We start from the raw sequence: 25099 nt of genomic DNA, 5'->3' as shown, positions 1-25099 counted from the left end.
AGGTCAGCCAAGCAGGTGCTCGACCGGCAGCCGCCGGATGGAAGCGTCCAGCACCTGCGCGGTGTGCGCCAGCGCGATCCCGCCGGCTCCGCCGGGCCGGGGCGAACTCGCGTCAGCCAGCCGGGGGATCGCGGCGGTGATCTGCATCAGGCAGCCTGGGTTGGCGGTCACCAGCAGCCGCGCCCCGGTGGCGAGCACGTCCCGGGCCTTGCGCTCGCCGAGCCGGGCCGCCGGTTCCGGGTTGAGGATGTTCCACACCCCGGCCGAGCCGCAGCACAGCTCCGGGTCGGCGATCTCCCGCAACTCCAGCCCGGGGATCGCCCGGAGCAGCTCCCGGGGCTGACTGCGGATCCCCTGGGCGTGCCCGAGGTGGCAGGCGTCGTGATAGGCGACGCTGACCGGCAGCGGGTGCCGGCGGGCGACCGGGCCGAGTTCGACGAGGAGTTCCGCGAGGTCGCGTACCCGGGCGGCGAACTCGGCGGCCCGCCGCGCGTACACCGGGTCGTCGGCGAGCAGGTCGCCGTATTCCTTCAGCGACGAGCCGCAGCCGGCGGCGTTGACCACGAAGTAGTCGATGCCGGTGTCGGCGAAGGCGTCGATCAGGTCCCGGGCGAACCGGCGCGCCTCCTCCTCGCGTCCATTGTGCACACTCAGTGCGCCGCAGCAGCCCTGCCGGGCGGGGTTGAGCACCACCTCGCAGCCCTCGGCGGCCAGCACCCGGGCGGTCGCCGCGTTCACGCCGGGAAAGAAGGCGCTCTGCACGCAGCCGGTCAGCATCCCGACCACCGCCCGGCGCTCCCCGTACGCGGGCACCCGGTCGGGAGCCTTCGGGGCCCGGGTCAGCCGGGGCGCCAACGACTCCAGAGCGGCCAGCGTCGGCGCCAGCCGGGGCAGCAGCCCGCTCCCGGCGACCAGGGCGCGCAACCCGCTGGCCTGGTACGCCCGTAGCGGCCCGCGCAGCAGCCGCAACCGCTTCGGGTACGGGAAGAGCGCGAAGACGGCCGCCCGGAGCGCGCGCTCCCGGACCGGCCGGCGGTGCCGGCGCTCCACCTGCTGCCGGGTGCGCTCGATCAGGGTGTCGTAGCGGACCCCCGAGGGGCAGGCGGTGACGCAGGCCATGCAGCCGAGGCAGGCGTCGAAGTGCCCCACCATCGCCTCGCCCAGCGGTTCGCCCTCCAGCCCCTGCCGCATCAGGTGGATCCGTCCCCGGGGCGAGTCCATCTCCTCGCCCCACAACACGTACGTCGGGCAGGTGGGCAGGCAGAATCCACAGTGCACACAGTCGGCGACGAGGTCGGCCGGCGGTGGCCGGTGCGCGTCGAAGGCCGGCTCGCCGGAGGTCGGCCCGAGCAGCCCGAGGACGTCCCGGGGAGCACTGGCCGGGCGGGTACCCCCGGGTGACGGCGGGCCGGGCGGGAGCGGGTCGGGTGACGGCATCAGATTCCTCCCACGAAGCGTCCGGGCGCGAGCCGCGCGTCGGGATCGAACCGCTGCTTGACCCGGCGCATCAGCTCCAGCCCCTCGACCGGGCCCCACAGGTCGACCCGGGCCCGGACCGGGTCCGGTGCGGTCAGCACCACGGCATGTCCGCCGGCCTCGGTGGCCGCGCCGCGCAGCTCCTCGACGACCCGGGCCACCCGCTCCGGTGGAGCAGCCGCCGGAAGTCCGGCGTAGAGCACGCCGGTGCCGGCCGAGCCGCGTACCCCGATTGGCACGTCGTGCCGGTCAGCCGTCGCCCGAGCCGTGGCCAGCAGGTCGGCTACCCCGGAGAGCACCGCCGTGAGCTTGAGCCCGGTGCCGCCGGGGCGCCACGGATACCGCGACCACCAGGGCGGCGGCTCCGCGCCGGGTACCGCTTCGACGCCGAGCAGCCGGACGGCGGCCTCGGCCCGGCCGGCCACCCCGGCAGGGGTGCCCTCCAGCAGCAGTACCGTCTCGTAGCCGCCGCCGGGCGGCGCCTCGACCTCCAGGGCGGTCGGCACCAGTTGGGCCCCGAGCACGGTGCCGAGCAGCCGCCGGATCTGCTCGACGGCGGGCGCCCCGGCACCGGGCGTGCGGCAGCGGAGGTATGCCCGGGCGGCCGGCACCGGGTGCAGCCGGAACACGCACTCGGTGACCAGACCGAGGGTGCCGTACGCCCCGGTGACGAGCTTGCCCAGGTCGTAGCCGGCGACGTTCTTCACCACCCTGCCCCCGGCGTGCGCCACCACCCCGTCGGCGCGGACCAGGGTGACCCCGATCAGCAGGTCCCGGACGGTGCCGTAGAGCATCCGGCGTGGCCCGCTGCCGTTCACCGCGACCAGACCGCCGACGCTGGCGCCGCCGGTCTGGTCGTCGAGCCCGAGCTGTTGCCCGGCCGGGGCGAGCGCGTCGCGGAGTTCGGCCAGCGGGGTGCCGGCCCGGACCACCACGATCAGGTCGCCCGCGGCGTGTTCGACCACACCGGTGAGCCGGCGGGTCTGCACCACCAGGTCGAGGCTGCGCGGCGGGTTGCCCCAGTCCGACCTGCTGCCGCCGCCCCGGAAGACCACGCTGAGCCCGAGGCCGGCGGCGGCCCGCAGCAGCGCCGCCGCCTGCGCGGTCGAGCCGGGCGCCGCGACGATCCGCGCGGGTACCCCGCCGACCGCGTCCGCCGGCCCGGCCGGCCGGACCACCTCGACGCCCGTACCGTCGGCGCCGCTGCCGGGGAGACCCGCCTCCTCGTCGACGGCCTCGGCGATCGCGGCCCTGAGCGTGTCGATCTCGCTGGCCGTCGTGTCGAGCTGGGGCATGGCTCAGAACACCTCCGCGAGACCGGCCTCCTGGAGCGGGTGCGCCCCCCTGCGCCGGCCGGGCACCTCGCCGCAGAGCCGGGGAGTGGGGAAGATCTTGCCGGGGTTGGCCAGCGAGCGCGGGTCGAAGGCGCAGCGCAGCAACTGCATGGTGTCCAGGTCGTCGTCGGTGTACATCCGGGGCAGGTACTTCGCCTTGTCCATCCCGACGCCGTGCTCCCCGGTGATCGACCCGCCGTACGCGACGCAGAGGTCGAGGATGGCGCCGGAGAGTTCCTCGGCCCGCTCGGCCTGCCCGTCGACCGCGTCGTCGAAGAGGACCAGCGGATGCAGGTTGCCGTCCCCGGCGTGGAAGACGTTCGCCACCCGGATGCCGCGCTCGGCGGCGAGTTCGCCGATCCGGCGCAGCACCTCCGGCAGGGCGGTACGCGGGATCACCCCGTCCTGCACGATGTAGTCCGGGCTGATCCGGCCGACGGCCGCGAACGCCGACTTGCGACCCTTCCAGAAGAGTGCCCGCTCGGCGTCGTCGGCGGCGATCCGGATCTCGAACGCGGCGTTGGCCCGGCAGAGCCGGGTCACCTCGGCGAACTGCGCCTCGACCTCGGCGGCCGGGCCGTCCAGTTCGACGATCAGCACCGCACCCGCGCCGGCCGGATAGCCGCAGTGCACGGCCGCCTCGGCCGCCTCGATGGCGAGCGCGTCCATCATCTCCACCGCCGCCGGCACCACCCCGGCGGCGATGATCGCCGAGGTCGCCGCCCCGGCGGCGTCCGTCGTGGCGAAGGCGGCGAGCAGGGTACGCACCGACTCCGGCAGCCGGACCAGCCGTACGGTGACCTCGGTGGCGATCCCGAGGGTGCCCTCCGAGCCGACGAAGGCGCCGACGAGGTCGTAGCCGGGGCTGTCCGGTGCCGCCCCGCCGAGCCGGACGAGGTCGCCGTCCGGGGTGACCACCTCCAGGCCGAGTACGTGGTTCGTGGTGAAGCCGTACTTCAGGCAGTGTGCCCCACCGGAGTTCTCCGCCACGTTCCCGCCGATCGAGCAGATCTGCTGGCTGGACGGGTCGGGGGCGTAGTAGTAGCCGTACGGGGTGGCGGCCCGGGTGACCGCCAGGTTGATCACGCCCGGCTCGACCACCGCCCGTTCGTCGGCCGGCGACATCTCCCGGATGGCCCGCAGCTGGGAGGTGACTATCAGCACCCCGTCGGCGTGCGGCAGGGCGCCGCCGGAGAGGCCGGTGCCGGAGCCGCGGGCCACGAACGGCACCCGCGCGGCCACGCAGCCCCGGACCACCTGGGCGCATTCCTGGGCGGTCCGGGGCAGCACCACCAGCGCCGGCACGACGCGGTACTGGGCGAGCCCGTCGCACTCGTAGGTCCGCAGCCGGGCCCGGTCGTCGATCACCTGCTGCTCACCGAGGACGGCACGCAGTTCGACGGCCAACCTCTCGATCTCGGCTCGGGCCATCCGTCGACCTCCGGTCTCCGCCCTGGTCAGGGCATCCGTTCGCTTCCGGTCACGGCATCCGCTCGTACGCGGGCAGGGTGAGGAAGTCGACGAACTCGTCCGCCACGGCGACCTCCATGAACAGGGCACGTGCCTCGGCGTACCGGCCGGGGTCGTCGCCGAGTTTGTCGATCTCCTCGTCGGCGATCCGCTCGACCAGTTCCCGGGTCACCCGGGCGCCGCCCTCCAGCGTGACGTCGTTGTGCAGCCACTGCCAGACCTGGGAGCGGGAGATCTCGGCGGTCGCCGCGTCCTCCATCAGGTTGAAGATGGCGACCGCTCCCGAGCCGGCCAGCCAGCTCGCCAGGTACTGGATGCCGACGCTGATGTCGTTGCGCAGCCCCGCCTCGGTCGGTGCGCCGGGGGTGGCCGCCACGTCGAGCAGTTCGGCGGCGCTGACCCGTACCTCCTCGCGGGTGCGGTCGAGCTGGTGCGGCCGGTCGCCGAGCACGCCGTCGAAGACCTCGCGGCAGACCGGCACCAGGTCGGGGTGGGCGACCCAGGAGCCGTCGAAGCCGTCGTTCGCCTCCCGGGTCTTGTCGTCGCGTACCTTGGCCAACGCGGTCTCGTTGACCTGCGGATCCCGCCGGCTCGGGATGAAGGCGGCCATCCCGCCGATGGCGTGCGCGCCACGCCGGTGGCAGGTCCGGACCAGCAGTTCGGTGTACGCCCGCATGAACGGCGCGGTCATCGTCACCGCGTTCCGGTCCGGCAGCAGGAAGTCGGCGCCCCGGGTACGGAACTTCTTGATCACGCTGAACATGTAGTCCCAGCGGCCGGCGTTCAGCCCGGCGGAGTGCTCGCGCAGCTCGTAGAGGATCTCGTCCATCTCGAAGGCGGCCGGGAAGGTCTCGATCAGCACGGTGGCCCGGATCGTGCCGTGCGGGATGCCGAGCCACTCCTGTGCGGCGGCGAAGACGTCGTTCCAGAGCCGCGCCTCCAGGTGGCTCTCCAGTTTGGGCAGGTAGAAATAGGGGCCGCTGCCGGCGTCGAGCTGCGGCCGGGCGCAGTGGAAGAAGTAGAGGCCGAAGTCGACCAGGCTGCCGGAGGTGCGTTCGCCGTCGACCAGGATGTGCTTCTCCGGCAGGTGCCAGCCGCGCGGCCGGACCACGATGGTGGCCAGCCCGCCGTCGCGCAGCCGGTAGTGCTTTCCCTCCGGGGTGCGCAGCTCCAGCTTGCCGGCGATCGCGTCCCGGAGGTTGAGCTGCCCCTCGATCACGTTCTGCCAGAGCGGGGTGTTGGCGTCCTCGTGGTCGGCGAGCCAGACCTTGGCCCCGGAGTTGAGGGCGTTGATGGTCATCTTGGCGTCGGTCGGCCCGGTGATCTCGACCCGCCGGTCGACCAGCCCGGGTGCCGGTTCGGCGACCCGCCAGTCGCCGGCGCGGATCTCCGCCGTCTCCGGCAGGAAGTCGAGGGTGCCGCCCGCCGCCAGCGCCGCCGCCCGCTCGTCGCGCCGGGCGAGCAGCTCCCGACGGCGGCCGTCGAACGACCGGTGCAGCCGGGCCACGAAGTCGAGCGCCTCGCCAGTGAGTATCTCCTGGTAGCGGTCGTTCATCGGTCCGGTGACCTGGACGCCCTGCGGCAGCTTCATCGCTGTCCTCCTCCTAGGTGATCCCCCGTGATCAGCCTACGGCGCTCCGGGCGTTCCGGCCCGTCCCGCGCCCGGCGGGTAAGGAAGGGCCCCTTCCTATCGTTTTTTGTATAAGAAGGGCCCCCTCCTTACCGGCTCAGCGGATTGCGCCGCCGTTGGCGCGGCAGGTGTCGCGGACGTGCCAGAAGTCGGCGAGGTAGTCGTCGTGGATGCCCCGGCCCATCACCCGCAGCATCGCCTCGTCGGCCTGGCGCAGCGCGGAGACGTTGTAGTTGTGGCTGCCGGTGAAGACCCGGGGCACGATGTCGTCGTCGTACGCACCGTCGATGATCATGTATTTGTTGTGCGTGCGGATGTCCCGGCCCGGCCCCACGTTGTAGTTGCACCGGGTGAGCTGGACGTTGCTGCCGAGCGCGTTCAGGACCCCGGTGTTCGCCTCGCTGTAGACGACGTCGACCCAGCAGCCGGCGTTGCGCAGCGCGGTGAGCTTCTTGGCCACCTCGGGTCGGTTGAACGAGAACATGTTGACCCGTACGTCGGTCTGCCGGCGGGTGCCGTTGTCGTCGTACGAGCAGGAGGCGACCGAGTCGAGGACGCTGACGATGGTGTCGGTGGCCGGGTCGCTGACCGGCTGTCCGGAGCGCTCCCGCCGGGGGAAGAAGTACGCCCGGTACGTCGTGCCGGTCGGGGTACCCCAGTAGTAGTTGTTGTTCCCGGCCGAGTTGTAGCGGTACGAGCGCAGGTCTGCGAAGTACTGCCGGTACGCCTGGTAGGTGGTGGCGTCGCTGAAGGTCAGGCCGTTGTTGTACGCCTCGTTCGCGTCCCACCAGCCGAGGTTCGCCGAGCCCTGGAAGACCACGTTGGACACCGTGGAGCCGTTGTTGAGCACGATGCTGGACGCGGTCAGGAACTTGTTGTGGTTGTAGGCCGTGACCGACGAGTCGGTGTAGTCGATCCGTCGGGTGCCGATGCAGCCCCGGTCGGCGCTCGGGAACTTGTCGGCGCAGTGCACGATGTACGACCCGGCGGTGTCGTTGCTGCCGAGCACCGGGAGCAGCCGCTGGTACGGCCGCTCGCTGACCTGCTCGTGGTCGAGGATGATCTTGACCTGCACCCCCCGCCGGTGCGCGTTCAGCAGGCGTCCGGGCAGGTCGGGAGTGGTCTCCGAGTCGGTGACGTCGGTGACGCCGAAGCCGAACCAGGACATCTGGATCTCGCCGCCGGCCGGTACCCGGTCGATGATCCGGGCGAGCTGCATGAAGATCGCGTTCTGCTGGGCGGCCGAACCGGTCGGCCGGTTGAAGACGGCGTCGTTCATCGTCGGATCCGGTTCGGCGGCGCTGGCCGGCCCGGCGCCCAGCACCGGCAGCGTGCCGGCGGCGAGCATGAAGACGAGTGCCGATCGCGTTGCCAACCTTGGCGAAAATTTACGTATCCGCATGGCTAGATGATTGCACCGGAATGTGACCGACGGAACCTCCGTTCCCGGTACGGATCGGTTGCCCGGCACCGTTGTGTCGGAGATGAGCGGGCGCGACGTGGACGTGGTGGTGATCGGAGCCGGGCAGGCGGGACTCTCCGCCGGCTACTTCCTCGGCCGGAGCGGATTCGCACCGGAAACCGGCTACGTGCTGCTCGACGGCGGCGCCGGACCGGGCGGCGCCTGGCGGGACCGCTGGCCCACGCTGCGGATGTCCGCCGTACACGGCGTGCACGACCTGCCCGGCCGACCGCTCGGCGACGTCGACCCGGACCGGCCGGCCGCCCAGGTGGTCGCCGGCTACTTCGCCGCGTACGAGCGGGAGTTCGGTCTCCCGGTGCACCGCCCGGTGAACGTGACCGGGGTGCACGACCGGGACGACGGCCGGCTCGACGTGCGTACCGACGCCGGGCAGTGGCGCACCCGGGCCCTGGTCAACGCGACCGGCACCTGGCGGCGCCCGTTCTGGCCGTACTACCCCGGTCAGGAGTCCTTCGCCGGCCGGCAGTTGCACACCGCCGACTACCGGGGACCGGCCGACTTCGCCGGCCGCCGGGTGGTGGTGGTCGGCGGCGGCACCTCCGCCCTCCAGTTGCTGGACGAGGTCGCCACGGTCGCCGCCGAGACCCGCTGGGTCACCCGGCGCCCGCCGGTGATCCTCGACGGCGAGTACACCCCGGAGTGGGGCCGGGCCGCGGTGGCCCGGGTGGACGCCACGGTACGCGCCGGCCGACCGCCGACCAGCGTCGTCGCCGCGACCGGTCTGGTGTGGACGGAGCAACTGCGCCGGATGCGGGCGCAGGGTCTGCTGCACCGGCTGCCGATGTTCGCCCGGATCACCCCGGACGGCGTGGTCTGGCCCGACGGCAGCACCTTCGCCGCCGACGTCATCCTGTGGTGCACCGGCTTTCGGGCCGTACTCGACCATCTCGCCCCGCTGAAACTGCGCGGGCCGGGCGGGGGGATCGTGATGGACGGGACGCGGGTGGTCGCCGACGACCGGGTGCACCTGATCGGGTACGGACCGTCGGCGAGCACCATCGGGGCGAACCGGGCCGGCCGGAGCGCCGTACGGGAGATCCGGCAACTGCTCGACCGCGCGTCGACTCCCGCCGTAACACCGCGCTGACCTGCTGAAACGTCCCGCCTGACCGGTATTGGACACGCCCTAGCACGCCCCGCCGGGCGGCTCACCGTATTTGACGAATCAGGTTGGAAGCGGCAACGTAGGGCAAGTACGGCCTGTCGCCACGAGCTGGGGGCTCGGCGCGACGTGCACCGGCCGTACCCAGGCGTCAGCCCGGTCCGCCGCAGGGTGTGGACCAGACGAACGGGCTGGCTACATGACCGATGGCCGCCGCGTTGCAAGGCCCAGTTGGCCGCACGCGGGTGCCCGGGGGACGCCCGCCGGACGGGTGCACGGGCCGAGCCCACGAAAATCCACGAGGAGTCCGCATGCTCACCATGACCGAGAACGCCGTACTCGTGATCCGCGACCTGACCGCGCAGCAGGAGGTGCCGGAGGGCGCCGGCCTGCGTATCGCCAGCGACCTCTCCGCCGGGTCGCTCAACCTCACCCTGGCGGAGAGCCCCGCCCAGGGCGACCAGGTGGTGGACAGCGACGGGGCCCGGGTCTTCCTCGACCCGCAGGCCGCGCAGATCCTCGACGACAAGGCCCTGGACGCCGCCGTCGACGCGCAGGGCGCGGTGCAGTTCGGCTTCGCGGAGCAGGGTCCGACGATCTGACGTCGCCCCCGCGACCCACGGGTCGGGCCTCCCGCCGGCTGGGATCGACGGCGGGTGGCCCGGTCCCGGTCCGGTACAGTCCACCCGTGCATCGTTGCTTCCCCATCACCCCGCCCCCGCGCTCCTGAGCGGGGCGACAACCCCAGCGCGTCGTGCCGACCCGGCCGATGCGCTGTCCGTTCTCGGGTGATCCTGGGCTCGCCCCGCTTCCGCGACCACTTTCCCTCTCGTCGCAGGAGCGCGAACCCTCATGCACACCTCTTCCGCACCGCTTGTCGCCGTGCGCCGCCGGTCCCGTACCGGCCTGTGGTTTCTGGTCATCTCCGGCACGTTGTGGGGCACCGGTGGCCTCACCGGCAGCCTGCTCGGTCAGCACACCGGGCTCTCCCCGGTCGCGGTCGCCGGATACCGGCTCGCCGTCGGCGGGACCCTGATCGTCTCCTTCCTCGCCCTCACCGGACGTCGCCCGCCGCGCGGCCGGGCGGCCTGGACCCGGATCGCTGTCCTCGGGGTACTGGCCGCGCTCTACCAGGTCTGTTACTTCGGCGCGGTGTCGCTGACCTCGGTCAGCCTCGCCACCCTGGTCACCATCGGCGCCGCACCGCTGCTGGTGCTCGCGGCCGAGGCGGTCACCGGTCGGCGGCCGGTGGACCGGGATACCGCCACCACCTGCGGGCTCGCGGTGGCCGGGCTGGTGCTGCTGGTCGGGCTTCCGGCCGGTGGCTTCGGGGTACTCGCGGTGGTCTCCAGCGCGCTGCTCGCACTGGTCTCCGCGGCCGGATTCGCCGCGATCACCCTGGTCGGCGCCCGGCCGGTGCCGGGGCTCGACGAACTCGCCGGCACCGGGTACGGCTTCACCCTCGGCGGGCTGCTGGTGGCACCCCTGGCCGCCGGTACGGTGGGGCTCGGCTTCCAGCCCGGTCCCGCCGCCCTGGGGCTGCTGATCGCGCTGGGCACCGGGCCGACCGCGGTCGCGTACCTGCTCTACTTCCGGGGGCTGCGTACCGTCCGGCCCGGCACCGCGGCACTGTTGGCACTGCTGGAACCGCTGGTCGGCGCAGTGCTCGCCGCGCTGCTCCTCGGGGACCGGCTCGGCCCGGCCGGGCTGCTCGGCGCGGCGCTGCTCGGCACGGCCGTGGTGCTGGCCGCCCGGTCGCCGGTCGCGGCGGCGTAGGGTCGCGAACCAGACGGAGCTGGCCGCGTCGGACGCGGTGCTGCGGGGCCGCCGGGACAGCTACTACGCCGCGATGCTCACCGCGCCGGAGGTCGACGGCTGCTGCGCGGTGCTCGGCGACGGTGGATCGACGGCTGCCATCGGCCGGACGATCCGCGCATCGGACCGTACCGGATGCGGGGTTACCGGCTGACGGTGCCGGCGCCGCTGAGCGGGGCCAGCCCGGCCCGACCCGGCTCCGCGCCGGCCGGGATCGCCGGCGTGGCGGGACGTGCCTGACCGGTGCGGAGCCGGGCCGCGCCCGCCGGGGCGGTGGCGCGAGCCGGGCCGGCGAGCCGGACCAACTCCGGCAGCACCTCACCGAGCGGCGCGTCGATGGTCAGCTCCGCGTAGTCGTCGCCCCGGGTCGGTCCCTGGTTGACGATCACCACCGGGATGTCGCGCTTCGCCGCCCGGATCACGAACCGGCGCCCGGACATCACCGTCAGGGACGAGCCGAGCACCAGCAGCAGCCGGGCCCGTTCGACCAGCTCGAAGCAGGTCCGGACCCGGTCCGGCGGCACGGACTCGCCGAAGAAGACCACGTCCGGCTTGAGCATGCCGCCCGGGCACGCCTGGCAGTCGACTGTCCGGAAGCCCTGGACCAGTTCGTCCGGCAGCTCGACGTCGCCGTCCGGATTGACGGTGTCGGCGCGGGCGGCGAACCGGGGATTGGCGGCCCGCAGCCGCTGGTCCAGCGTCTCGCGGTCGGTGTTCTCGCCGCAGCCCAGGCAGGTCACCCGGGCCAGGCTGCCGTGCAGTTCGATCACGGACCGGGCTCCACCCGCCTGGTGCAGGCCGTCCACGTTCTGGGTGAGGATGCCGGCCAGCAGCCCGCGCCGGTCGAGTTCGGCGACCGCCCGGTGCCCGGCGTTCGGGGCGGCCCGGGCGATCGTCCGCCAGCCGAGGTGGCTGCGCGCCCAGTAGCGGCGGCGGGCCAGCGGGTCGCCGACGAACGTCTGGTACGTCATCGGGGTGTGCCGGCGCAGCGCCCCGCTCGGCCCCCGGTAGTCGGGAATGCCGGAATCGGTCGACAGGCCGGCGCCGCTGAGTACCACGACGTCGCCACCTGCCAGGAGTCCCGCCAGCGGGGCGTAGCGTTCGGCGCTCCGGTTCTGCACCCCTCCATGCTGCCTCGCCTGCGCGGTTGCCGCTAACGGGTGTCCGGAGGTGCCGCCGGGTGGCGGTGCCCCGGGGTCACCGCAGGGCGCCGCCGCCGGTGCCGGGATCGCCGGTGCAGTGCCCGCCGGGCGGGGGCTCCACCGGCGGAGTGTGGAAGGTGAGCGGTTCCGAGAGCGGGCTCATCGTGTAACCCGAACCGACCAGCGCGGCGGCGCGGACCGCCACGGTGTACTCGGTGTCCGGGGTCAGCGCGACGAAGGTGACGGTGTTGAACGGCATCGAGGAGAAGCCCTGCCACTCGCCGTCCACCAGCCGCTGCATGGAATACCGGAAGACCGGGCCGGCGGGCCGGGTCCAGGTCAGCGTCGCACCGGTCGGGGTGATGTCGGTGGCCACCGGTTGGCCGGGCGGCGGCAGCGGGATCAGCGGGTCGGCCTGGGCGGGGGCGGCGGGCAGGGCCAGCAGGGCCAGGGCGAGCAGGCCGGCGTGCAGCAGGGCGGGCAGCTTGCGTCCGAACATGACGAGAGCCTCTCTGCGGGTACGACTGCTCCGGCGCCCGGGTGGGATCGACATCCATCAAACTATGCCGGCTCGCCGCTTGTCCAGGGTCGCTGTCCTCGATCGGACAGACGTACTAACTGTGGTCAGATGTTGACGGAGAGTAATGTCGGGTGCGGGCAGGTACCGCCCCTGGGCCGAGGTCACCGCTCGCCGTGGCCACGCCCGCGATCCCTCGTCGACGGGCCGGGAACGGTCCGACCAGCAAGGAGTACCACCATGTCCGAAAGCAGCGAGGCCAAGCACGCCGCAACCGACGAACAGCCCGACATCGCCATCGGCGAACAACCACCCGCCGAGGGCACCGAGGAGGACGGGGTCGGCGTCGAGGCCGTACCCGCCACCGCCGCCGGCCTCCCGGCCACCGCCCAGGGCCACTTCGCCGTGGTGAACGCGAACGGCACCCTCGCCCGGGGATTCGGCGCCGTCTCGTCCACCCGGCTCGCCGTCGGCCAGTACCAGGTGGTCTTCATCCAGAACGTGGCCCGCTCGGCCTTCACCGCCACCATCGGCCTGACCGGCAGCGTCGGTGCCTCACCGCCCGGCGAGATCGCCGTGGTCGGTCGGGCCGGCGTGCCGGCCGGGGTCTTCGTGCAGACCTGGAACAGCTCGGGCGTACCCGCCGACCGCGCCTTCCACCTGCACGTCTCCTCCTGAACCGCACACACCGACGCCCGGCCGGCGCGCCACCGGCCGGGCGTCCCGGGCCAGGCGGAAGCGCCTGGCCCCCCGGTCCCCGCGGCGCGGCCCGGCGCTGCGGGGACCGGCCACCAGCACGGCACGCGATGCCGCCGGAGCGGACCCGTCGAGGCCCCGCGCCGTCTTCGACATCTCAGGTGTCCGGTCCGGCGGACGGAGCGCGGGGCGAACCGGCGCCGACCATGAGCGCGCGGCGCCGCCGGTGGGACGTGGCGTCGCCGCGCTCTGGCCGTCTCCCGCCCGCGCAGCCCAACGGCGGTACGCCGGCGAGGACCTGGCTCGACCGGTCCGCCCCGTCGCGGGCGTTCCGGCTACATGTGGGGTTTCCCACCCTCCCCGGAAGCAAACCCGGCGGCCCGGCGGTACTGGTAGAAGTCACCCGGGCGGGTGGGCGACGGCCCCAGCGGTCACATCAGTCCCAGAAAGCCCGGAATCAACGCCCCACATCCTGGGTAAGGAAGGGGCATGGAGCACTTCACTATCGCTACCGTCGCCGAGGAGAGCCCGGACTTCCGCCGGGTGTTGTGGACCGGCAAGCACAGCCAGTTGGTCATCATGACGATCCCGCCGGGCGGCGAGATCGGCGAAGAGGTGCACGAGGACATCGACCAGATCCTCACGTTCGTCAGCGGTACCGGGGAGGCCCGGGTCAGCGGCCAGACCCGCAAGGTGACCCAGGGCGACCTGGTGGTCGTACCGGCCGGACGTAAGCACAACTTCGTCAACACCGGGCCGAACCCGCTGGTGCTGTACACCATCTACGGCCCCCCGGAGCACGCCGACCAGGCGGTGCACCACACCAAGGAGGAGGCCGACGCGATGGAGGAGGCCGGCAAGGACGAGCCGCCGACGAGCTGACCGGGGTACGGCCGCCTCACCCGAACGGTTCCGCGAGGAGGTCCAGGGTGAGCGCGGCCGTCCAGCTGAACGCCGGAGAGCCGATCCCGGCACCGCTGTCCGGGTGGAAGTACTCGTAGTAGCCGGAGCGGCGGGCCAGGCCGAGCAGGCCCCGGCGCAGGATGTCGGCGAGATCGTCCCGGCGGTGCGTACGCAGCCCGGCCCGGAGCAGCCAGTTGATGTTGAACCAGACCGGGCCGCGCCAGTACCGGAACGGGTCGAAGTCGACGGCGGAGCGGTCGTAGCTGGGTACCGGCAGGGGGTCGGCCCCGAACCGGGCCGACTCCAACTCGGCCACCAGGCTCGCCACCTGGCCGGCGGGCAACTCCGGCAGGACCAGCGGCAGGAGCCCGTTGACACACCGGGCCGGACTGTGCCGTCCGGTCCGCACGTCCAGCGCGTGGAACATGCCCGTCTCCGGGACGAAGAGCCGGTCCACCAGGTGCCGGGTGATCGCGGCGCCCCGGTCCCGGTGTGCTGCCGGGTCGGCGCCGACCACCTCGGCGATCCGGGCCAGCGCCAGCTCGGCCGCGCCGCGCAGCGCGTTGAAGCCGGGGCACTCGACCAGGAAGGGATGCCGTACCGCCAGCGCCGCGTCCTGGTAGCCCGCGTCCCGGTACGCCAGCGCGACGCTCAGGTAGCGCGCGTAGTCGTCGTCGGTGGGGCGGTGGTCGGAGGAGACCACCTGGTTGTCCCGCCGGGCATACCGGCGCAGCACCTCCACCGCCACCGGTACGGCGGCGAGCGCCTCGTCCCAGGCCGGACTGTTGTCGAGACCGGACTCCCACGGATGCACGATGGCGGCGAGCCCGGCACCGCCGACGTCCCGGGCGGTGGCCAGGTAGTCCTGCTGGGCGACGAGTCGTGGATAGAGCCAGCGCAGTTCCGCGATGCCCCGCGCGTCCGGCGCGCGCCGGTAGACCTGCCAGGCGCTGAGCGCGTGTACCGGCGGCTGGACTATCCCGCTGGTCGGCCTGGCCGGCCCGGCGCCCCCGCCGGCCGGCCCGGCGTCGTTTCCCGGGGTGCCGCCGTCGGGCGGACCGCCGCTCCAGAAGCTCGGACCCGGGAAGTAGTCGCGCTCGGTGACCCCCGGGTCGAAGACGATGTGCGGCACCCGCCCGTCCGGCCACTGCGCGGCGAAGAGGCTGCGCAGGTCCCGCCAGGCCCGGTCCGGCGCCACGTGGGCCAGCCCGATGCTGATGAAGCCGGCGTCCCAGCTCCACTGGTGCGGATAGAGGGTCCGGGACGGCACCGTGTGGGTGCCGGTCCAGTTGGCGGTCAGGATCGCGGCCGCGTCCCGCCAGGTCTCCGCGTCGGCCTCGCCGAGATGCGCCGGTACGTCAACTGGTTCGCCCGGTCCGGTGGGGCGGACACGCTTCGCGCCGTGGGACATAACCACTCAACGCCCGGTGCCGGTACGCCGTCGTTGTCAAATTCCGGTCCACCTCGCCGCCGCCGATCCAGGCGTCCGACGCGCCGTCGACCTCAGCCCGCCACCGGCAGGCTGTCCACGTCGACGGTCTCCGGATACTTCAGTCCGGCACCGGTGTTCAGCACCACCACCCGCTCGTCGGCGCGGAGCCAGCCGCCGGCCCGCAGTTGCCGTACGGCGGTGAGGCAGGCGGCTCCCTCGGGGCAGAGCAGCAGACCCTCCCGGGCGCCGAAGGCGTGCAGGTCGGCGAGGATCGCCTCGTCGTCGACGGCGACCGCCGTACCGGCGGTGTCCCGGAGCGCGTCGAGGATGAGTTCGTCGCCGAGCGGCGCCGGCACGTTGATGCCGAAGGCGACGGTCCAGGCGTCGGCCCACGGCTCGGCCCGGTCCGCACCGGCGCCGAAGGCGCGCACGATCGGGGCGCAGCCGGTGGACTGTACGGCGACCAGCCGGGGCAGCGTCTCGCCGATCCAGCCGAGTTCCCGCATCTCGTGCAGTGCCTTGTGGATGCCGATCAGCCCCACCCCGCCGCCGGTCGGATAGACGATGACGTCCGGCACCTGCCAGCCGAGCTGCTCGACGATCTCGTACCCCATGGTCTTCTTGCCCTCCAGCCGGTACGGCTCCTTGAGGGTGCCCGCGTCGAAGATCTCGCCGTCCGGCGAGCTGGCGATCAGTGCTGCGACGTACCGGCCGGCGTCGCTGATCAGGCCGTCGACCAGGTGCAGCTCCGCGCCGGCGGCCACGCACTCCCGGCGGGTGATGGTGGGGGCGCCGAGCGGCATGGCGATGGTGGCCCGCAGCCCGGCCCGGGCGGCGTAGGTGGCCCAGGCCGCACCCGCGTTTCCGTTGGTCGGCATCGCCACGTGCCGGATGCCCAGCTCACGCGCCCGGGACACCCCGACCGCCGCACCACGGGCCTTGAACGAGCCGGTCGGCACCAGCCCCTCGTCCTTGACCAGCAACTCCGGTACGCCGATCGACTCGCCGTACCGGGCCGCCGGCAGCAGCGGCGTCCACCCCTCGCCGAAGGTGGTGACGTGCCGGTCCTCGGCGACCGGCAGCAGTTCCCGGTAGCGCCACAGATCGGCCGGACGCCTCGCCAGCGCGGCCGGTTCCACCGCCCTGCGCACCTCGGCGAGGTCGTAGCGGGCCAGCAGCGGTGAGCCGCACGAGCAGAGGTTCTGCGGGCGGTCCGCGGCGTGCTCGGCGTCGCAGCGCGGGCAGTGCAGGTGCGTCAGGTACACGGCGGCCTCCGACATCTCGGTCCTTCCATGATCCCTCCCGGGCCGCCGGCCCGGGAGGTAACGGCCGCGTGTTCAGTTGTCGACGGCGAACCACTGCCGGCCGCGCCGCCCCGGCAGGTAGCCGGAGTCCAGCCGTTTGGCCAGCACACCGGCCAGGCCCTGCTCGCGGCTCGCGTCGAGGGCGTACCGGCCACCGCCGGGGAAGTACGGCGGCGTCTGCCAGTGCGGCCCGGCCAGGGCCAGGCCGTCGAGGAGTTCCCGGCGTTGGGCGTACGGCAGGTCGAGGCAGCTCGTCCCCTCCAGCCAGAGCAGATCGAAGATCAGGTACTGGCTGCCGTCCCGGGCCGGGCTGCGCTGGCCGCCCGAGCGGGGCGCCGCCCGGCGTACCCGGCCGGCCCGGTCGAAGTCGACCAGTTCGCCGTCGAGTACCGCCTCGGTGGGAGCCAGCCGCTCGGCCAGCTCCCGCAACCGCGGGTACGCCGGGCCGAGGTCGTCGTCGGTGGCGGAGCGGAGCCGGAGCCGGCCGCCGGAGACGTACCCGATGGCCCGCAGGCCGTCCCAGCGCATCTCGTAACCCCAGGCCGCGTCGTCGGCGGGCAGCTTCGGCGCGGTCGCGGCGAGCATCGGGCGGACCCGTTCCGGCATCGGCTGCCAGCCCGGCGGCGCCGGATCGAGCCGGCGGACCATCCAGTCCCGCTCGTTGCGCCCGGCGCCGCGCTGACCGCCGGTCGGGGCCGACTCGCCGCCCCGGGCCGCCCGGAACAGCACGTAGCGCCCGGAGACCCGCCCACCGCGCAGCGTCACCAGCACCTCGTCGTCGCGCCACTTCTCGCAGGTGTAGTCGCCCCGGTCGAAGACGGTCATCCGGCCGCCGCCGTACTCGCCGGCCGGGATCTCCCCGGAGAAGTCGAGGTACTCCAGCGGGTGGTCCTCGGTGTGCACCGCGAGGTGGCTGCGTCCGGGCTCGCGCGGCAGCCCGCGCGGCACCGCCCAGGAGGCGAGTACACCGTCCCGCTCCAGCCGCAGGTCCCAGTGCAGGGCCCGGGCGTGGTGCTGCTGGATGACGAACCGGTTCCCGGGCCGCCCGGCGGTCGGCGCCGCGTCCGGCTCCGGCTCCGGCACCGGTTCCGGGGTGCGCGCCCGGTCGCGCCTGCGCCGGTACTCGTCCAGCCGGTCACCCATGCCGGCCATTCTCCGCCGATCCGGCACCGGACGCCCGGGATGCATGGCCAGGGCGTACCCGGGTAGAAAAACCGCCATGACGTCTGCGATCGACCAGCCCACCGTCCTGTTGCCCGGCGAGGTCCGGATGCCGATGCTCGGCTTCGGCACCTGGCAGCTACACGGTCGCCGCGCCTACGACGCCGTCCGGGAGGCGTTGGACGTCGGCTACCGGCACCTCGACACCGCCACCATGTACGGCAACGAGGACGAGGTGGGCCGGGCGATCCGGGACAGTGGAGTACCCCGGGAGGACATCTTCGTCACCACCAAGCTCCCGCCGGAGCAGGCGGGTCGGGAGCGGGAGACGATCGCCGCCAGCCTCGCCGCCCTGGACATCGGGTACGTCGACCTGTGGCTGATCCACTGGCCGCCCTCGCAGGACCGGGCCAGCATCGCGAGCTGGCGGGAGCTGCTGGCCGTCCGGGACGAGGGGTTGGTCCGTACGGTCGGGGTGAGCAACTACAGCACCGGCCAGCTCGACATGCTGATCGAGGCGACCGAGGAGGCTCCGGCGGTGAACCAGATCCGCTGGGGTCCGGCGCTGCACGACCCGCGCCGGCTCGACGAACACCGGGAGCGCGGCGTGGTGCTGGAGGGGTACAGCCCGTTGAAGACGACCGACCTGGACGACCCGGTACTCGGCGAGATCGCCCGGACGCACGGTGTCACCCCTGGGCAGGTGGTGCTGCGCTGGCACCTCGACCATGGCGTCGTGGTGATCCCGAAGTCCGGTACGCCGTCCCGGATCCGGGAGAACTTCGACATCTTCGGTTTCGCCCTGGACGAGAGCGAGCTGCGCCAGTTGGACGCGATGGGCCGCTGAGCGGTCCCGCCCCATCGCACCGTTGGCGGTCGCGCCGTCGCGTCGCCGAGCGGCTACCCTGGCCGGCAACCGCCAGCCGGGGGACCGCGCGTACCGCGCCGTCCGGCCCACGGGGCCGTCGACCTGGCCGTGGCGGCGCGAGGGGAAGGTGCGGGATGTACGACCAACTGCTCGGCGGCGGCCTCGGTCACCCCGAGCCGGAGGAGAACGGGCCGGAGCCGGACTTCGTCACCTGGCTGCTCTATCTCGACCGGGCCGAGGATCCGAGCTGGTTGGGCACGCTCGCCCGCTGGTGGCACGACGAGGTGTGCCGGTTGCTGCTGCCGTTCGTCCAGCCGGCCGGTGCCGCCGCCCCGGCCACCTCGCTGACCGCGTTCGAGCAGGACGCCACCGGGCGCGGGCGGCGGCGCCGGCCGGCGCGCTGGGTGGACGGGATCACCGCCGACTGCGCCCAGCTCTCGGCCCGGTGGTTCGACGTCGCGCCGACCGCGATCGCCTCCGAGCTGGACGTCTTCCTGGCCCGGTTCGCCGGTGGGCGGCACGTCCGGCTCCAGATCTCGATCGGCTTCGAGGGGCGGTCCGGCGGACTGCCGCTGGTGCTGCCGGCCCTGGTCGAGCTGGCCCGGCTGGTCGGCGACGCGACGGATCCGGCGTACGGCGAGATCGTGGTCAACGCCGGCCTGCTCTCCCCGGCGACGATGCTGGACGCGGCGCTCGGCCGCTCCGCCGAGTCTTCGGCCGAGCAGAGCCGTACGCACCTGCGCGGCTACGAGTGGGTGACGGTCTGCCCCCGGGAGTTGGTCGCCGAGCTGGGCGGGGCGGAGCGGCTCCGCGCGACCGGTGCCTTCGCCGAGGTACGGCCGCTGCGGCACGGTGGCGTGCTGCTCCGGGCGACGGACGATCCGGCCGACTACCGCGCCGACCGGGTACGCGCGGCGTTCCGCGCCCTGGCGCCGGTGTTGCCACCGGGGCAGCCGGGTGCGCTGCCGACGGTGCCGCCGGAAGGGTCGGCGATGCTCTCGGCGGTGCCGGGGGTGCTGGCCGGCGACCCCGGCGGGCACGACCTGAGCCGGGTGGTCTTCGCCGACGCCCGCACGGTGCGGCGGCAGCTTCCCGGGCAGCGTCTGGACCTCGGTCCGGGGGTCGCCGCCCGCTGAGCCGGGCGACCCCGCCGTCGACGGGTGGCGACCGGCGTCGGCCGGTGGCGCCGGACCGGACACTCCCGCCACCCCTGGTGCACGGGGTGGCGGGAGCGCCGATCGGAGCTGTACCGGCCCGGCCGGAGCCGGATGGGAGTGCGTCAGGGAAGGGTCAGGCCCGGGTGCAGGGGGAGCCGTTCAGGTTGAACGAGGTCGGCGACGAGTACGTGCCGCTGAACGTGCCCTGGTAGCCGAAGGAGGCCGTACCGCCCGGTGCGATGCTGCCGTTCCAACTGATGTTGCGAGCGGTCACCGCCGATCCGCTCTGCGTGACGGTGGCGTTCCAGGCGTTGCCGACCTGCTGCCCGGAGGGCAGGTTGTAGGTCAGCGACCAGTTGTTGATGGCGCTGGAGCCGGTGTTGGTGATGGTGACCGACGCGGTGTACCCGTTGCTCCAGGTGTTGGCCGTGTAGGCGACCCGGCAGGAGCTGCCGCCCGGCGGGTTGGTCGGCGGGTTGCTCGGCTGGCCGGTCGGCGGGTTGGACGGCTGCGGGTTGCCGCCGCCGTTCACCGATGCGGAGAACGAGTTCACCGCGAGGCCGGTGCCGCCGATCCACGGCTCGAAGCCGGCCTGGATGCTGGTCAGGTACCACGAGTTGGTGATCGCACCCCGGTTGCGGGTGTCGTTGATGAAGTCCAGCACGCTGAAGCTCCAGCTGCTGATCGGGGACGGCGCGACGTACGAGATGACGTTGTTGCCGCCGTTGTTGCCGCGCCACACCTCCCAGGTGCGCCCGCCGACGGTGGCGTTGCCGACCGAGGAGCCGATCGGCTGGATCGAGCCCTGCCGGTTGAACCAGATCATGATCTCCATCTGGTTGACGCCGTCCCGCTTCGGGCTCGGGTCCAGCCAGATGTCGTAGGAGGCGTTGTAGGTGGCGCCGCTGACGAAGTTGTAGTTGATGCTGCTGCTCGCGCTGCTGATCTGGCTCACCTGCATCGGCAGGTTGGTCCCGGGCGAGCAGTTGGTGTAGTGGCAGCCGAGGAAGACCGACGGGTACGACACCGGCGCGCCGCTGGTGCTGCCCTGGCCGTCCTGCCGGGTGATCGAGAACCCGGTGTCGGTGACGTTGATGCACTGCTGGGCGGTGGTGCCCCAGCGGTTGTTCTGGACCACGTACCTGCCCTGGATGGTGGTCGAGCCGTACTGCTCGCAGATCTGGACGTCGGCCTGTGCGGGGCCGGCGGAGCTGAGTACGGCGATGGCGGCGCTGGCCAGCAGGCCGGCGACCGCCGCGAAGACGGGGACGGAACGTCTCATGATGCTCCTTGGGGGTGGGGTGTCCGTGGAGTGGTGGTGTGCCGCGTGGTACCGGGCGTGCGGCAGGGGGTGGTGCGGGGGGAGCGCTCCCATGGCAGCTAGGGACACATTTACATGCTTGAAATCGGAAAGCAACTGGGGGAAGCGTCGGCCGGGGTTGTTCATGCCGATGAGCCGGTTATGACAGTTGCGCCGCCGGGCTGAACGGCGTACCGGGAAAGGGGGCTGGCGGTGGGGCCGCGGCCTGTCGGCGCGGTCAGGCGCCGGCCAGCAGGCTGCGGGCCGCCCGCACCTGCATCACCGCGCCGTGCAGCGCGGCGACGATCCGCTCCTCGCTCTGCGCGTCCAGCCTGGTCGCCGGCACGGAGAGGCTGATCGCGTCCACCGCCGGGGAGTGCAGCGGCACCGCCATCGCGAAGCAGACGATGCCCTCGGTGTTCTCCTCGCGGTCCACCGCGTAGCCCCGGTCCCGCACCGAGGCCAGCTCCGCGTGCAGCAGCCCCGGGTCGGTGATGGTGTGCCGGGTCAGCGCCGGCAGCGGCCAGCTCAGCAGCCGGTCCACCGCCTCGTCGGTGCGCTGCGCGAGCAGCACCTTGCCGAGCGCGGTCGCGTGCGCCGGCAGGTGCCGGCCGATCGCGCTGTAGAGCCGCAGGCGGTGCACGGACTCGCGCTTGGCCAGGTAGACGACGTGCGGGCCGTCCAGCCGGCCCAGGTGCACGGTCTCGCCGAACTGGCCGGCGAGGTCGTCGAGGACCCCGGCGAGCAGGCCGGTGGCGTCGTCCGCCTCCAGGTAGGCGGCACCGACCTGGAGGGCGCGCACGCCGAGCCCGAACCGGGTGCCGGTGGCGTCCGCCTCCACCCAGCCGCGCTGGATCATCGTGCGCAGCAGGCCGTGCAGGCTGCTCTTCGGGATGCCCAGTGCCCGGGCCAGCTCGACCAGCGAGCGGCGCTGCGGCGCCTCGGCCAGCGCCTCCAGCACGTCGAGGGTGCGGCCGGCCGACTTCACCGGCTGGAACGCCTCGACCGCCGCCAGCCCGGCGCCGCTGGTCGTACCCGTCGTCATGGCGGCCACTCTAGCCGGCTTGACAGTGCCGGGGAGCACAGTAGGGTCGCGTATGTGACCAGCGTTCAAGATGATGAACAGATTGCCGGTGTAACCGAGACGATCGCCGCGACCCGGATCCTGCCGGTCGTGGTCCTGGAGGACGCGGCCTCGGCGCCGGCGTTGGCCGCCGCGCTCACCGAGGGCGGCCTGCGGGCCATCGAGGTGACCTTCCGGACGGCGGCCGCCGCCGAGTCCATCCGGTTGATGGCCGAGCGACCCGACCTGCTGGTCGGCGCCGGCACCGTGCTCACGCCGGCCCAGGTCGACCAGGCCGCCGACGCGGGCGCCCGGTTCGTGGTCAGCCCCGGCTTCTCGCCCGCGGTGGTCCGGCACTGCCAGGAACGCGGGCTGCCGGTCTTCCCCGGCGCCGCCACCGCCACCGAGATCCAGATGGCGCTGGACGCCGGACTCGACACGGTCAAGTTCTTCCCGGCCGAGCAGCTCGGCGGGGTCGGCATGGTCAAGGCGCTGGCCGCCCCGTTCCGGTCGGTCCGGTTCGTCCCGACCGGCGGGGTCAACACCGGCAACCTCGCCGACTACCTGGCGCTGCCCGCCGTGCTCGCGGTCGGCGGCACCTGGATGGTCGCCCCCGCCCTGCTCGCCGAGGGGCGCTGGGACGAGGTCACCCGGTTGACCGCCGCCGCCGTCGAGGCCAGCCGCTCCGCCGGCTGAGCACCCCTTCCCGCGCCCTCCGACCCGTCGACACCGCCGTTCCCGCGCCGCCCGGCCCGCCCGAAAGGTCCGCCCATGCTGACGCTCCGTCCCGCCGACGACTGCCGCTTCGACCTGGTCTCGCTCGGCGAGGTGATGCTCCGGCTCGACCCGGGTGAGGGCCGAGTGCGCACCGCGCGGACGTTCCGGGCCTGGGAGGGCGGCGGCGAGTACAACGTGGCGCGCGGGCTGCGCCGGTGCTTCGGGCTGCGTACCGCCCTGGTCAGCGCGTTCGCCGACAACGAGGTGGGACGGCTGCTGGAGGACCTGATCCTCACCGGCGGGGTGGACACCTCGTTCGTCAGGTGGGTGCCCTACGACGGCATCGGCCGCAGCGTCCGCAACGGGCTCAACTTCACCGAGCGGGGCTTCGGGGTACGCGGCGCCGTCGGCACCTCGGACCGGGGACACACCGCGGCCAGCCAGCTCCGCCCGGACGACGTCGACTGGGACCACCTCTTCGGCACCCTGGGCGTGCGCTGGCTGCACACCGGAGGGATCTACGCGGCGCTCTCCGAGGTCGCCCCGGAGACCATCGAGGCCGCGATGACCGCCGCCCGGCGCAACGGCACCGTGATCTCGTACGACCTGAACTACCGGCCCAGCCTCTGGAAGGCGGTCGGCGGCCAGGCCCGGGCGCAGGAGGTGAACCGGCGACTCGCCCGGTACGTCGACGTGATGATCGGCAACGAGGAGGACTTCACCGCCTCGCTCGGCTTCGAGGTGCCCGACACCGACGAGTCGCTCACCGAGCTGGAGGTGGCGAACTTCCAGCGGATGATCGAGGCGGTCACCAAGGAGTACGACAACTTCCAGGTGGTGGCGACGACGCTGCGCACGGTACGCAGCGCGACCGTCAACGACTGGGGCGCGATCGCCTGGTCCGCCGGCAGCGGGTTCGTGCAGGCGACCCACCGGGCGAACCTGGAGATCCTCGACCGGGTCGGCGGCGGCGACAGTTTCGCCTCCGGGCTGATCTACCGGCTGTTGACCGGCGGCGACCTGGCCAGCGCGGTGGAGTACGGCGCGGCGCACGGCGCGCTGGCGATGACCACCCCCGGCGACACCTCGATGGCCAGCCTGAAGGAGGTCGAGGCGCTCGTCCGGGGGGCGGGTGCCCGGGTACAGAGGTGAGGCGGTGACCGCCCCGGAGTCCGGGGCGGCTGGCTCGGCCGGTGATCCGGCATCGTCGGACGGCGGGATCACCTGGTCATCGGGTGGACGCCGCGATCCTGCGGCCGATGCCGGTGACCCGGCCGTGACCTGGGGACATCCGATCGGATCTTCCGTTGGGGTGATAGCGCGGAGTAGTGTCTTGCCTTCAACGCGTGCCGATCCCTCCGGAGGCGTCACCAGATGGCCGCATCCCACCTGCGCGTTCTCGTCGTCGGCGCGGGGATCGCCGGCCTGGCGGTCGCGCGTACCCTCCGGCTCGCGGGGTTCCGACCGGAGGTGATCGAGCGGTCGTCCGGGACGGGCGGACCCGAGGTCGGTCTCTACCTGCCCGGCAACACCGAGCGGGCGCTGCGGGAGATCGGCCTGGACGATCCGGTGCGGCCGCTCGGCCAGGTCATCCGCTGCCAGCGCTTCCTGGACGCCGACGGCCGGGAACTCTGCGAGGTCGACCTCGACAAACTCTGGTCCGGCGTGGGCGAGTGCCGGGCGCTGCCCCGGTCCGACCTGCACCGGGTACTGCTGAGCGGGGCCGGCGGCGAGGTGAGGTACGACACCGAGATCCAGGCCCTGGACCTGCACCGGGACGCTGTCACGGTCACCTTCGGCGACGGCAGCCGGGCGGAGTACGACCTGGTGGTCGGTGCCGACGGCCGACGCTCGGCGGTCCGCGCGCTGGCCGCGCTCGGCGGCCCGGCCCGCCCGACGGGGCATGTCGGCTACTCCGGCGTCGTCAGCGGCGGGCCGCCGCTGACCGAGTGGACCGGGCTGCTCGGCGAGCGGGCCGCGTTCGTGGCCGTGCCGATGGGCGGCGGCCGGCTGCACTGCTACGCCGACGAGGTCGGCACCGCACCGCCGGCCGATCCGCTGGCCCGGATGCGGGAACTCTTCGGCGGCTACGGCGGGCCGGTGCCGGCGATCCTGGACGCGATGGAGCAGGTGCAGGTGGCCCGTACCGAGGAGGTGGAGTTGGGCGCGTGGTCCCGGGGCCGGGTGGTGCTGGTCGGTGACGCCGCGCACGCCACCGCGCCGACGCTGGCCCAGGGCGCCGCGATGGCCTGCGAGGACGCGCTGGTGCTGGCCCGATCGCTGTGCCGGTCGGCGAGCGTGCCCGAGGCGCTGTACGGCTACGAGAACCGGCGCCGGCCCCGGATCAAGTGGGTGCTGGACCGGACCCGCGACCGGGACCGGACCCGGAACGTCCCCCCGCCGCTGCGCGACCCGCTGTTGCGGGTGCGGGGCAACCGGATCTTCCAGGAGCACTACCGACTCCTCGTCGACCCGGCGTGACGGCGCCCTGACCACGCGTCCCGAGCGGGGTGTCCCGACCGGCGCGAC

Annotated in this window: 22 protein-coding genes; 10 read left to right on the top strand and 12 right to left on the bottom strand. The window is 73.3% G+C overall.

The genetic code is table 11. The features are described from left to right. Positions 1-3: 3 nt before the first annotated feature. The 5 genes from V1634_RS22630 to V1634_RS22610 all read right to left on the bottom strand — a co-directional run bounded on the left by V1634_RS22630 (position 4) and on the right by V1634_RS22610 (position 7285). Positions 4-1437 carry a (Fe-S)-binding protein gene (locus V1634_RS22630; protein WP_331209880.1) on the bottom strand — a complete coding sequence of 478 codons (1434 nt, stop codon included), beginning with the start codon at positions 1435-1437 and terminating at the stop codon, positions 4-6. Continuing rightward, a complete protein-coding gene (locus tag V1634_RS22625) occupies positions 1437-2771 on the bottom strand; it encodes an FAD-binding oxidoreductase (RefSeq protein WP_331209879.1) in 1335 nt (444 codons plus the stop codon). Before V1634_RS22625 ends, V1634_RS22630 begins: the two co-directional genes overlap by 1 nt. Positions 2772-2774: 3 nt before the next feature. Beyond that, the gene (locus V1634_RS22620) at positions 2775-4241 is read right to left on the bottom strand and encodes an FAD-linked oxidase C-terminal domain-containing protein (RefSeq protein ID WP_331209878.1); all 1467 of its coding nucleotides are present in this window, start codon (positions 4239-4241) and stop codon (positions 2775-2777) included. Positions 4242-4290: 49 nt separating this feature from the next. After that, positions 4291-5871 (bottom strand): malate synthase A, encoded by a 1581-nt coding sequence (aceB, locus tag V1634_RS22615; protein ID WP_331209877.1) that lies wholly within the window; start codon positions 5869-5871, stop codon positions 4291-4293. 136 nt (positions 5872-6007) lie between these two features. Further along, entirely contained in the window at positions 6008-7285 is a 1278-nt protein-coding gene (locus V1634_RS22610) for a phospholipase D-like domain-containing protein (protein WP_331209876.1), read from the bottom strand. Positions 7286-7394: 109 nt separating this feature from the next. Between V1634_RS22610 and V1634_RS22605 the strand changes: the two genes are divergently transcribed. The 3 genes from V1634_RS22605 (at position 7395) to V1634_RS22595 (ending at position 10271) form a co-directional block, all read left to right on the top strand. Beyond that, positions 7395-8480 (top strand): NAD(P)-binding domain-containing protein, encoded by a 1086-nt coding sequence (locus tag V1634_RS22605; protein WP_331209875.1) that lies wholly within the window; start codon positions 7395-7397, stop codon positions 8478-8480. 326 nt (positions 8481-8806) lie between these two features. Continuing rightward, positions 8807-9097 (top strand): HesB/IscA family protein, encoded by a 291-nt coding sequence (locus V1634_RS22600; protein ID WP_331209874.1) that lies wholly within the window; start codon positions 8807-8809, stop codon positions 9095-9097. Positions 9098-9347: 250 nt separating this feature from the next. Continuing rightward, entirely contained in the window at positions 9348-10271 is a 924-nt protein-coding gene (locus tag V1634_RS22595) for a DMT family transporter (protein WP_331209873.1), read from the top strand. A 182-nt stretch (positions 10272-10453) separates the two neighbouring features. Here V1634_RS22595 and V1634_RS22590 read toward each other — a convergent pair whose 3' ends face one another. Both V1634_RS22590 and V1634_RS22585 read right to left on the bottom strand, forming a co-directional pair. Next, entirely contained in the window at positions 10454-11431 is a 978-nt protein-coding gene (locus V1634_RS22590) for an NAD-dependent protein deacetylase (protein WP_331209872.1), read from the bottom strand. A gap of 76 nt (positions 11432-11507) precedes the next feature. Beyond that, on the bottom strand, positions 11508-11951 hold the full coding sequence (locus V1634_RS22585) for a fibronectin type III domain-containing protein (RefSeq protein WP_331209871.1): 444 nt from the start codon (positions 11949-11951) through the stop codon (positions 11508-11510). A 258-nt stretch (positions 11952-12209) separates the two neighbouring features. Here V1634_RS22585 and V1634_RS22580 point away from each other — a divergent pair, with 258 nt between their 5' ends. Then, positions 12210-12647, top strand: coding sequence for a hypothetical protein (locus V1634_RS22580; RefSeq protein WP_331209870.1), 438 nt, complete (start codon positions 12210-12212; stop codon positions 12645-12647). A gap of 507 nt (positions 12648-13154) precedes the next feature. Continuing rightward, complete coding sequence (locus tag V1634_RS22575; protein WP_331209869.1) at positions 13155-13547, top strand: cupin domain-containing protein; 393 nt, start codon at positions 13155-13157, stop codon at positions 13545-13547. A gap of 16 nt (positions 13548-13563) precedes the next feature. On the opposite strand, the gene V1634_RS22570 is transcribed toward V1634_RS22575, so the two are convergent. The 3 genes from V1634_RS22570 to V1634_RS22560 form a co-directional block, all read right to left on the bottom strand. After that, complete coding sequence (locus V1634_RS22570; RefSeq protein WP_331209868.1) at positions 13564-14979, bottom strand: MGH1-like glycoside hydrolase domain-containing protein; 1416 nt, start codon at positions 14977-14979, stop codon at positions 13564-13566. Positions 14980-15071: 92 nt separating this feature from the next. Next, positions 15072-16265, bottom strand: a complete 1194-nt coding sequence (locus V1634_RS22565; protein WP_331210032.1) for a threonine synthase — start codon at positions 16263-16265, stop codon at positions 15072-15074. Between the two features lie 72 nt (positions 16266-16337). Next, complete coding sequence (locus V1634_RS22560) at positions 16338-17447, bottom strand: DNA polymerase ligase N-terminal domain-containing protein (RefSeq protein ID WP_331209867.1); 1110 nt, start codon at positions 17445-17447, stop codon at positions 16338-16340. A gap of 76 nt (positions 17448-17523) precedes the next feature. Between V1634_RS22560 and V1634_RS22555 the strand changes: the two genes are divergently transcribed. Together V1634_RS22555 and V1634_RS22550 are read left to right on the top strand one after the other, a co-directional pair. Beyond that, positions 17524-18312 (top strand): aldo/keto reductase, encoded by a 789-nt coding sequence (locus V1634_RS22555; RefSeq protein ID WP_331209866.1) that lies wholly within the window; start codon positions 17524-17526, stop codon positions 18310-18312. Between the two features lie 155 nt (positions 18313-18467). Further along, on the top strand, positions 18468-19469 hold the full coding sequence (locus tag V1634_RS22550) for a type VI immunity family protein (protein ID WP_331209865.1): 1002 nt from the start codon (positions 18468-18470) through the stop codon (positions 19467-19469). Between the two features lie 154 nt (positions 19470-19623). Here V1634_RS22550 and V1634_RS22545 read toward each other — a convergent pair whose 3' ends face one another. Both V1634_RS22545 and V1634_RS22540 read right to left on the bottom strand, forming a co-directional pair. After that, the gene (locus V1634_RS22545; protein ID WP_331209864.1) at positions 19624-20772 is read right to left on the bottom strand and encodes a GH12 family glycosyl hydrolase domain-containing protein; all 1149 of its coding nucleotides are present in this window, start codon (positions 20770-20772) and stop codon (positions 19624-19626) included. A 256-nt stretch (positions 20773-21028) separates the two neighbouring features. Beyond that, a complete protein-coding gene (locus V1634_RS22540) occupies positions 21029-21835 on the bottom strand; it encodes an IclR family transcriptional regulator (protein WP_331209863.1) in 807 nt (268 codons plus the stop codon). Positions 21836-21889: 54 nt separating this feature from the next. Between V1634_RS22540 and eda the strand changes: the two genes are divergently transcribed. The 3 genes from eda to V1634_RS22525 all read left to right on the top strand — a co-directional run bounded on the left by eda (position 21890) and on the right by V1634_RS22525 (position 25051). Then, positions 21890-22549: a bifunctional 4-hydroxy-2-oxoglutarate aldolase/2-dehydro-3-deoxy-phosphogluconate aldolase gene (gene eda, locus V1634_RS22535; protein ID WP_331209862.1), complete on the top strand. Its 660-nt coding sequence runs from the start codon at positions 21890-21892 to the stop codon at positions 22547-22549. A gap of 75 nt (positions 22550-22624) precedes the next feature. Next, the gene (locus V1634_RS22530; RefSeq protein ID WP_331209861.1) at positions 22625-23722 is read left to right on the top strand and encodes a sugar kinase; all 1098 of its coding nucleotides are present in this window, start codon (positions 22625-22627) and stop codon (positions 23720-23722) included. Between the two features lie 222 nt (positions 23723-23944). Continuing rightward, positions 23945-25051: an FAD-dependent monooxygenase gene (locus tag V1634_RS22525; RefSeq protein WP_331209860.1), complete on the top strand. Its 1107-nt coding sequence runs from the start codon at positions 23945-23947 to the stop codon at positions 25049-25051. Positions 25052-25099: the final 48 nt, after the last annotated feature.

The organism is Plantactinospora veratri (assembly GCF_036421995.1).
In the GTDB taxonomy this organism is placed as follows: domain Bacteria; phylum Actinomycetota; class Actinomycetes; order Mycobacteriales; family Micromonosporaceae; genus Plantactinospora; species Plantactinospora veratri.
The sequence above is the reverse complement of the archived record's forward strand: the minus strand, read 5'-3'. Positions and strand labels throughout refer to the sequence as shown.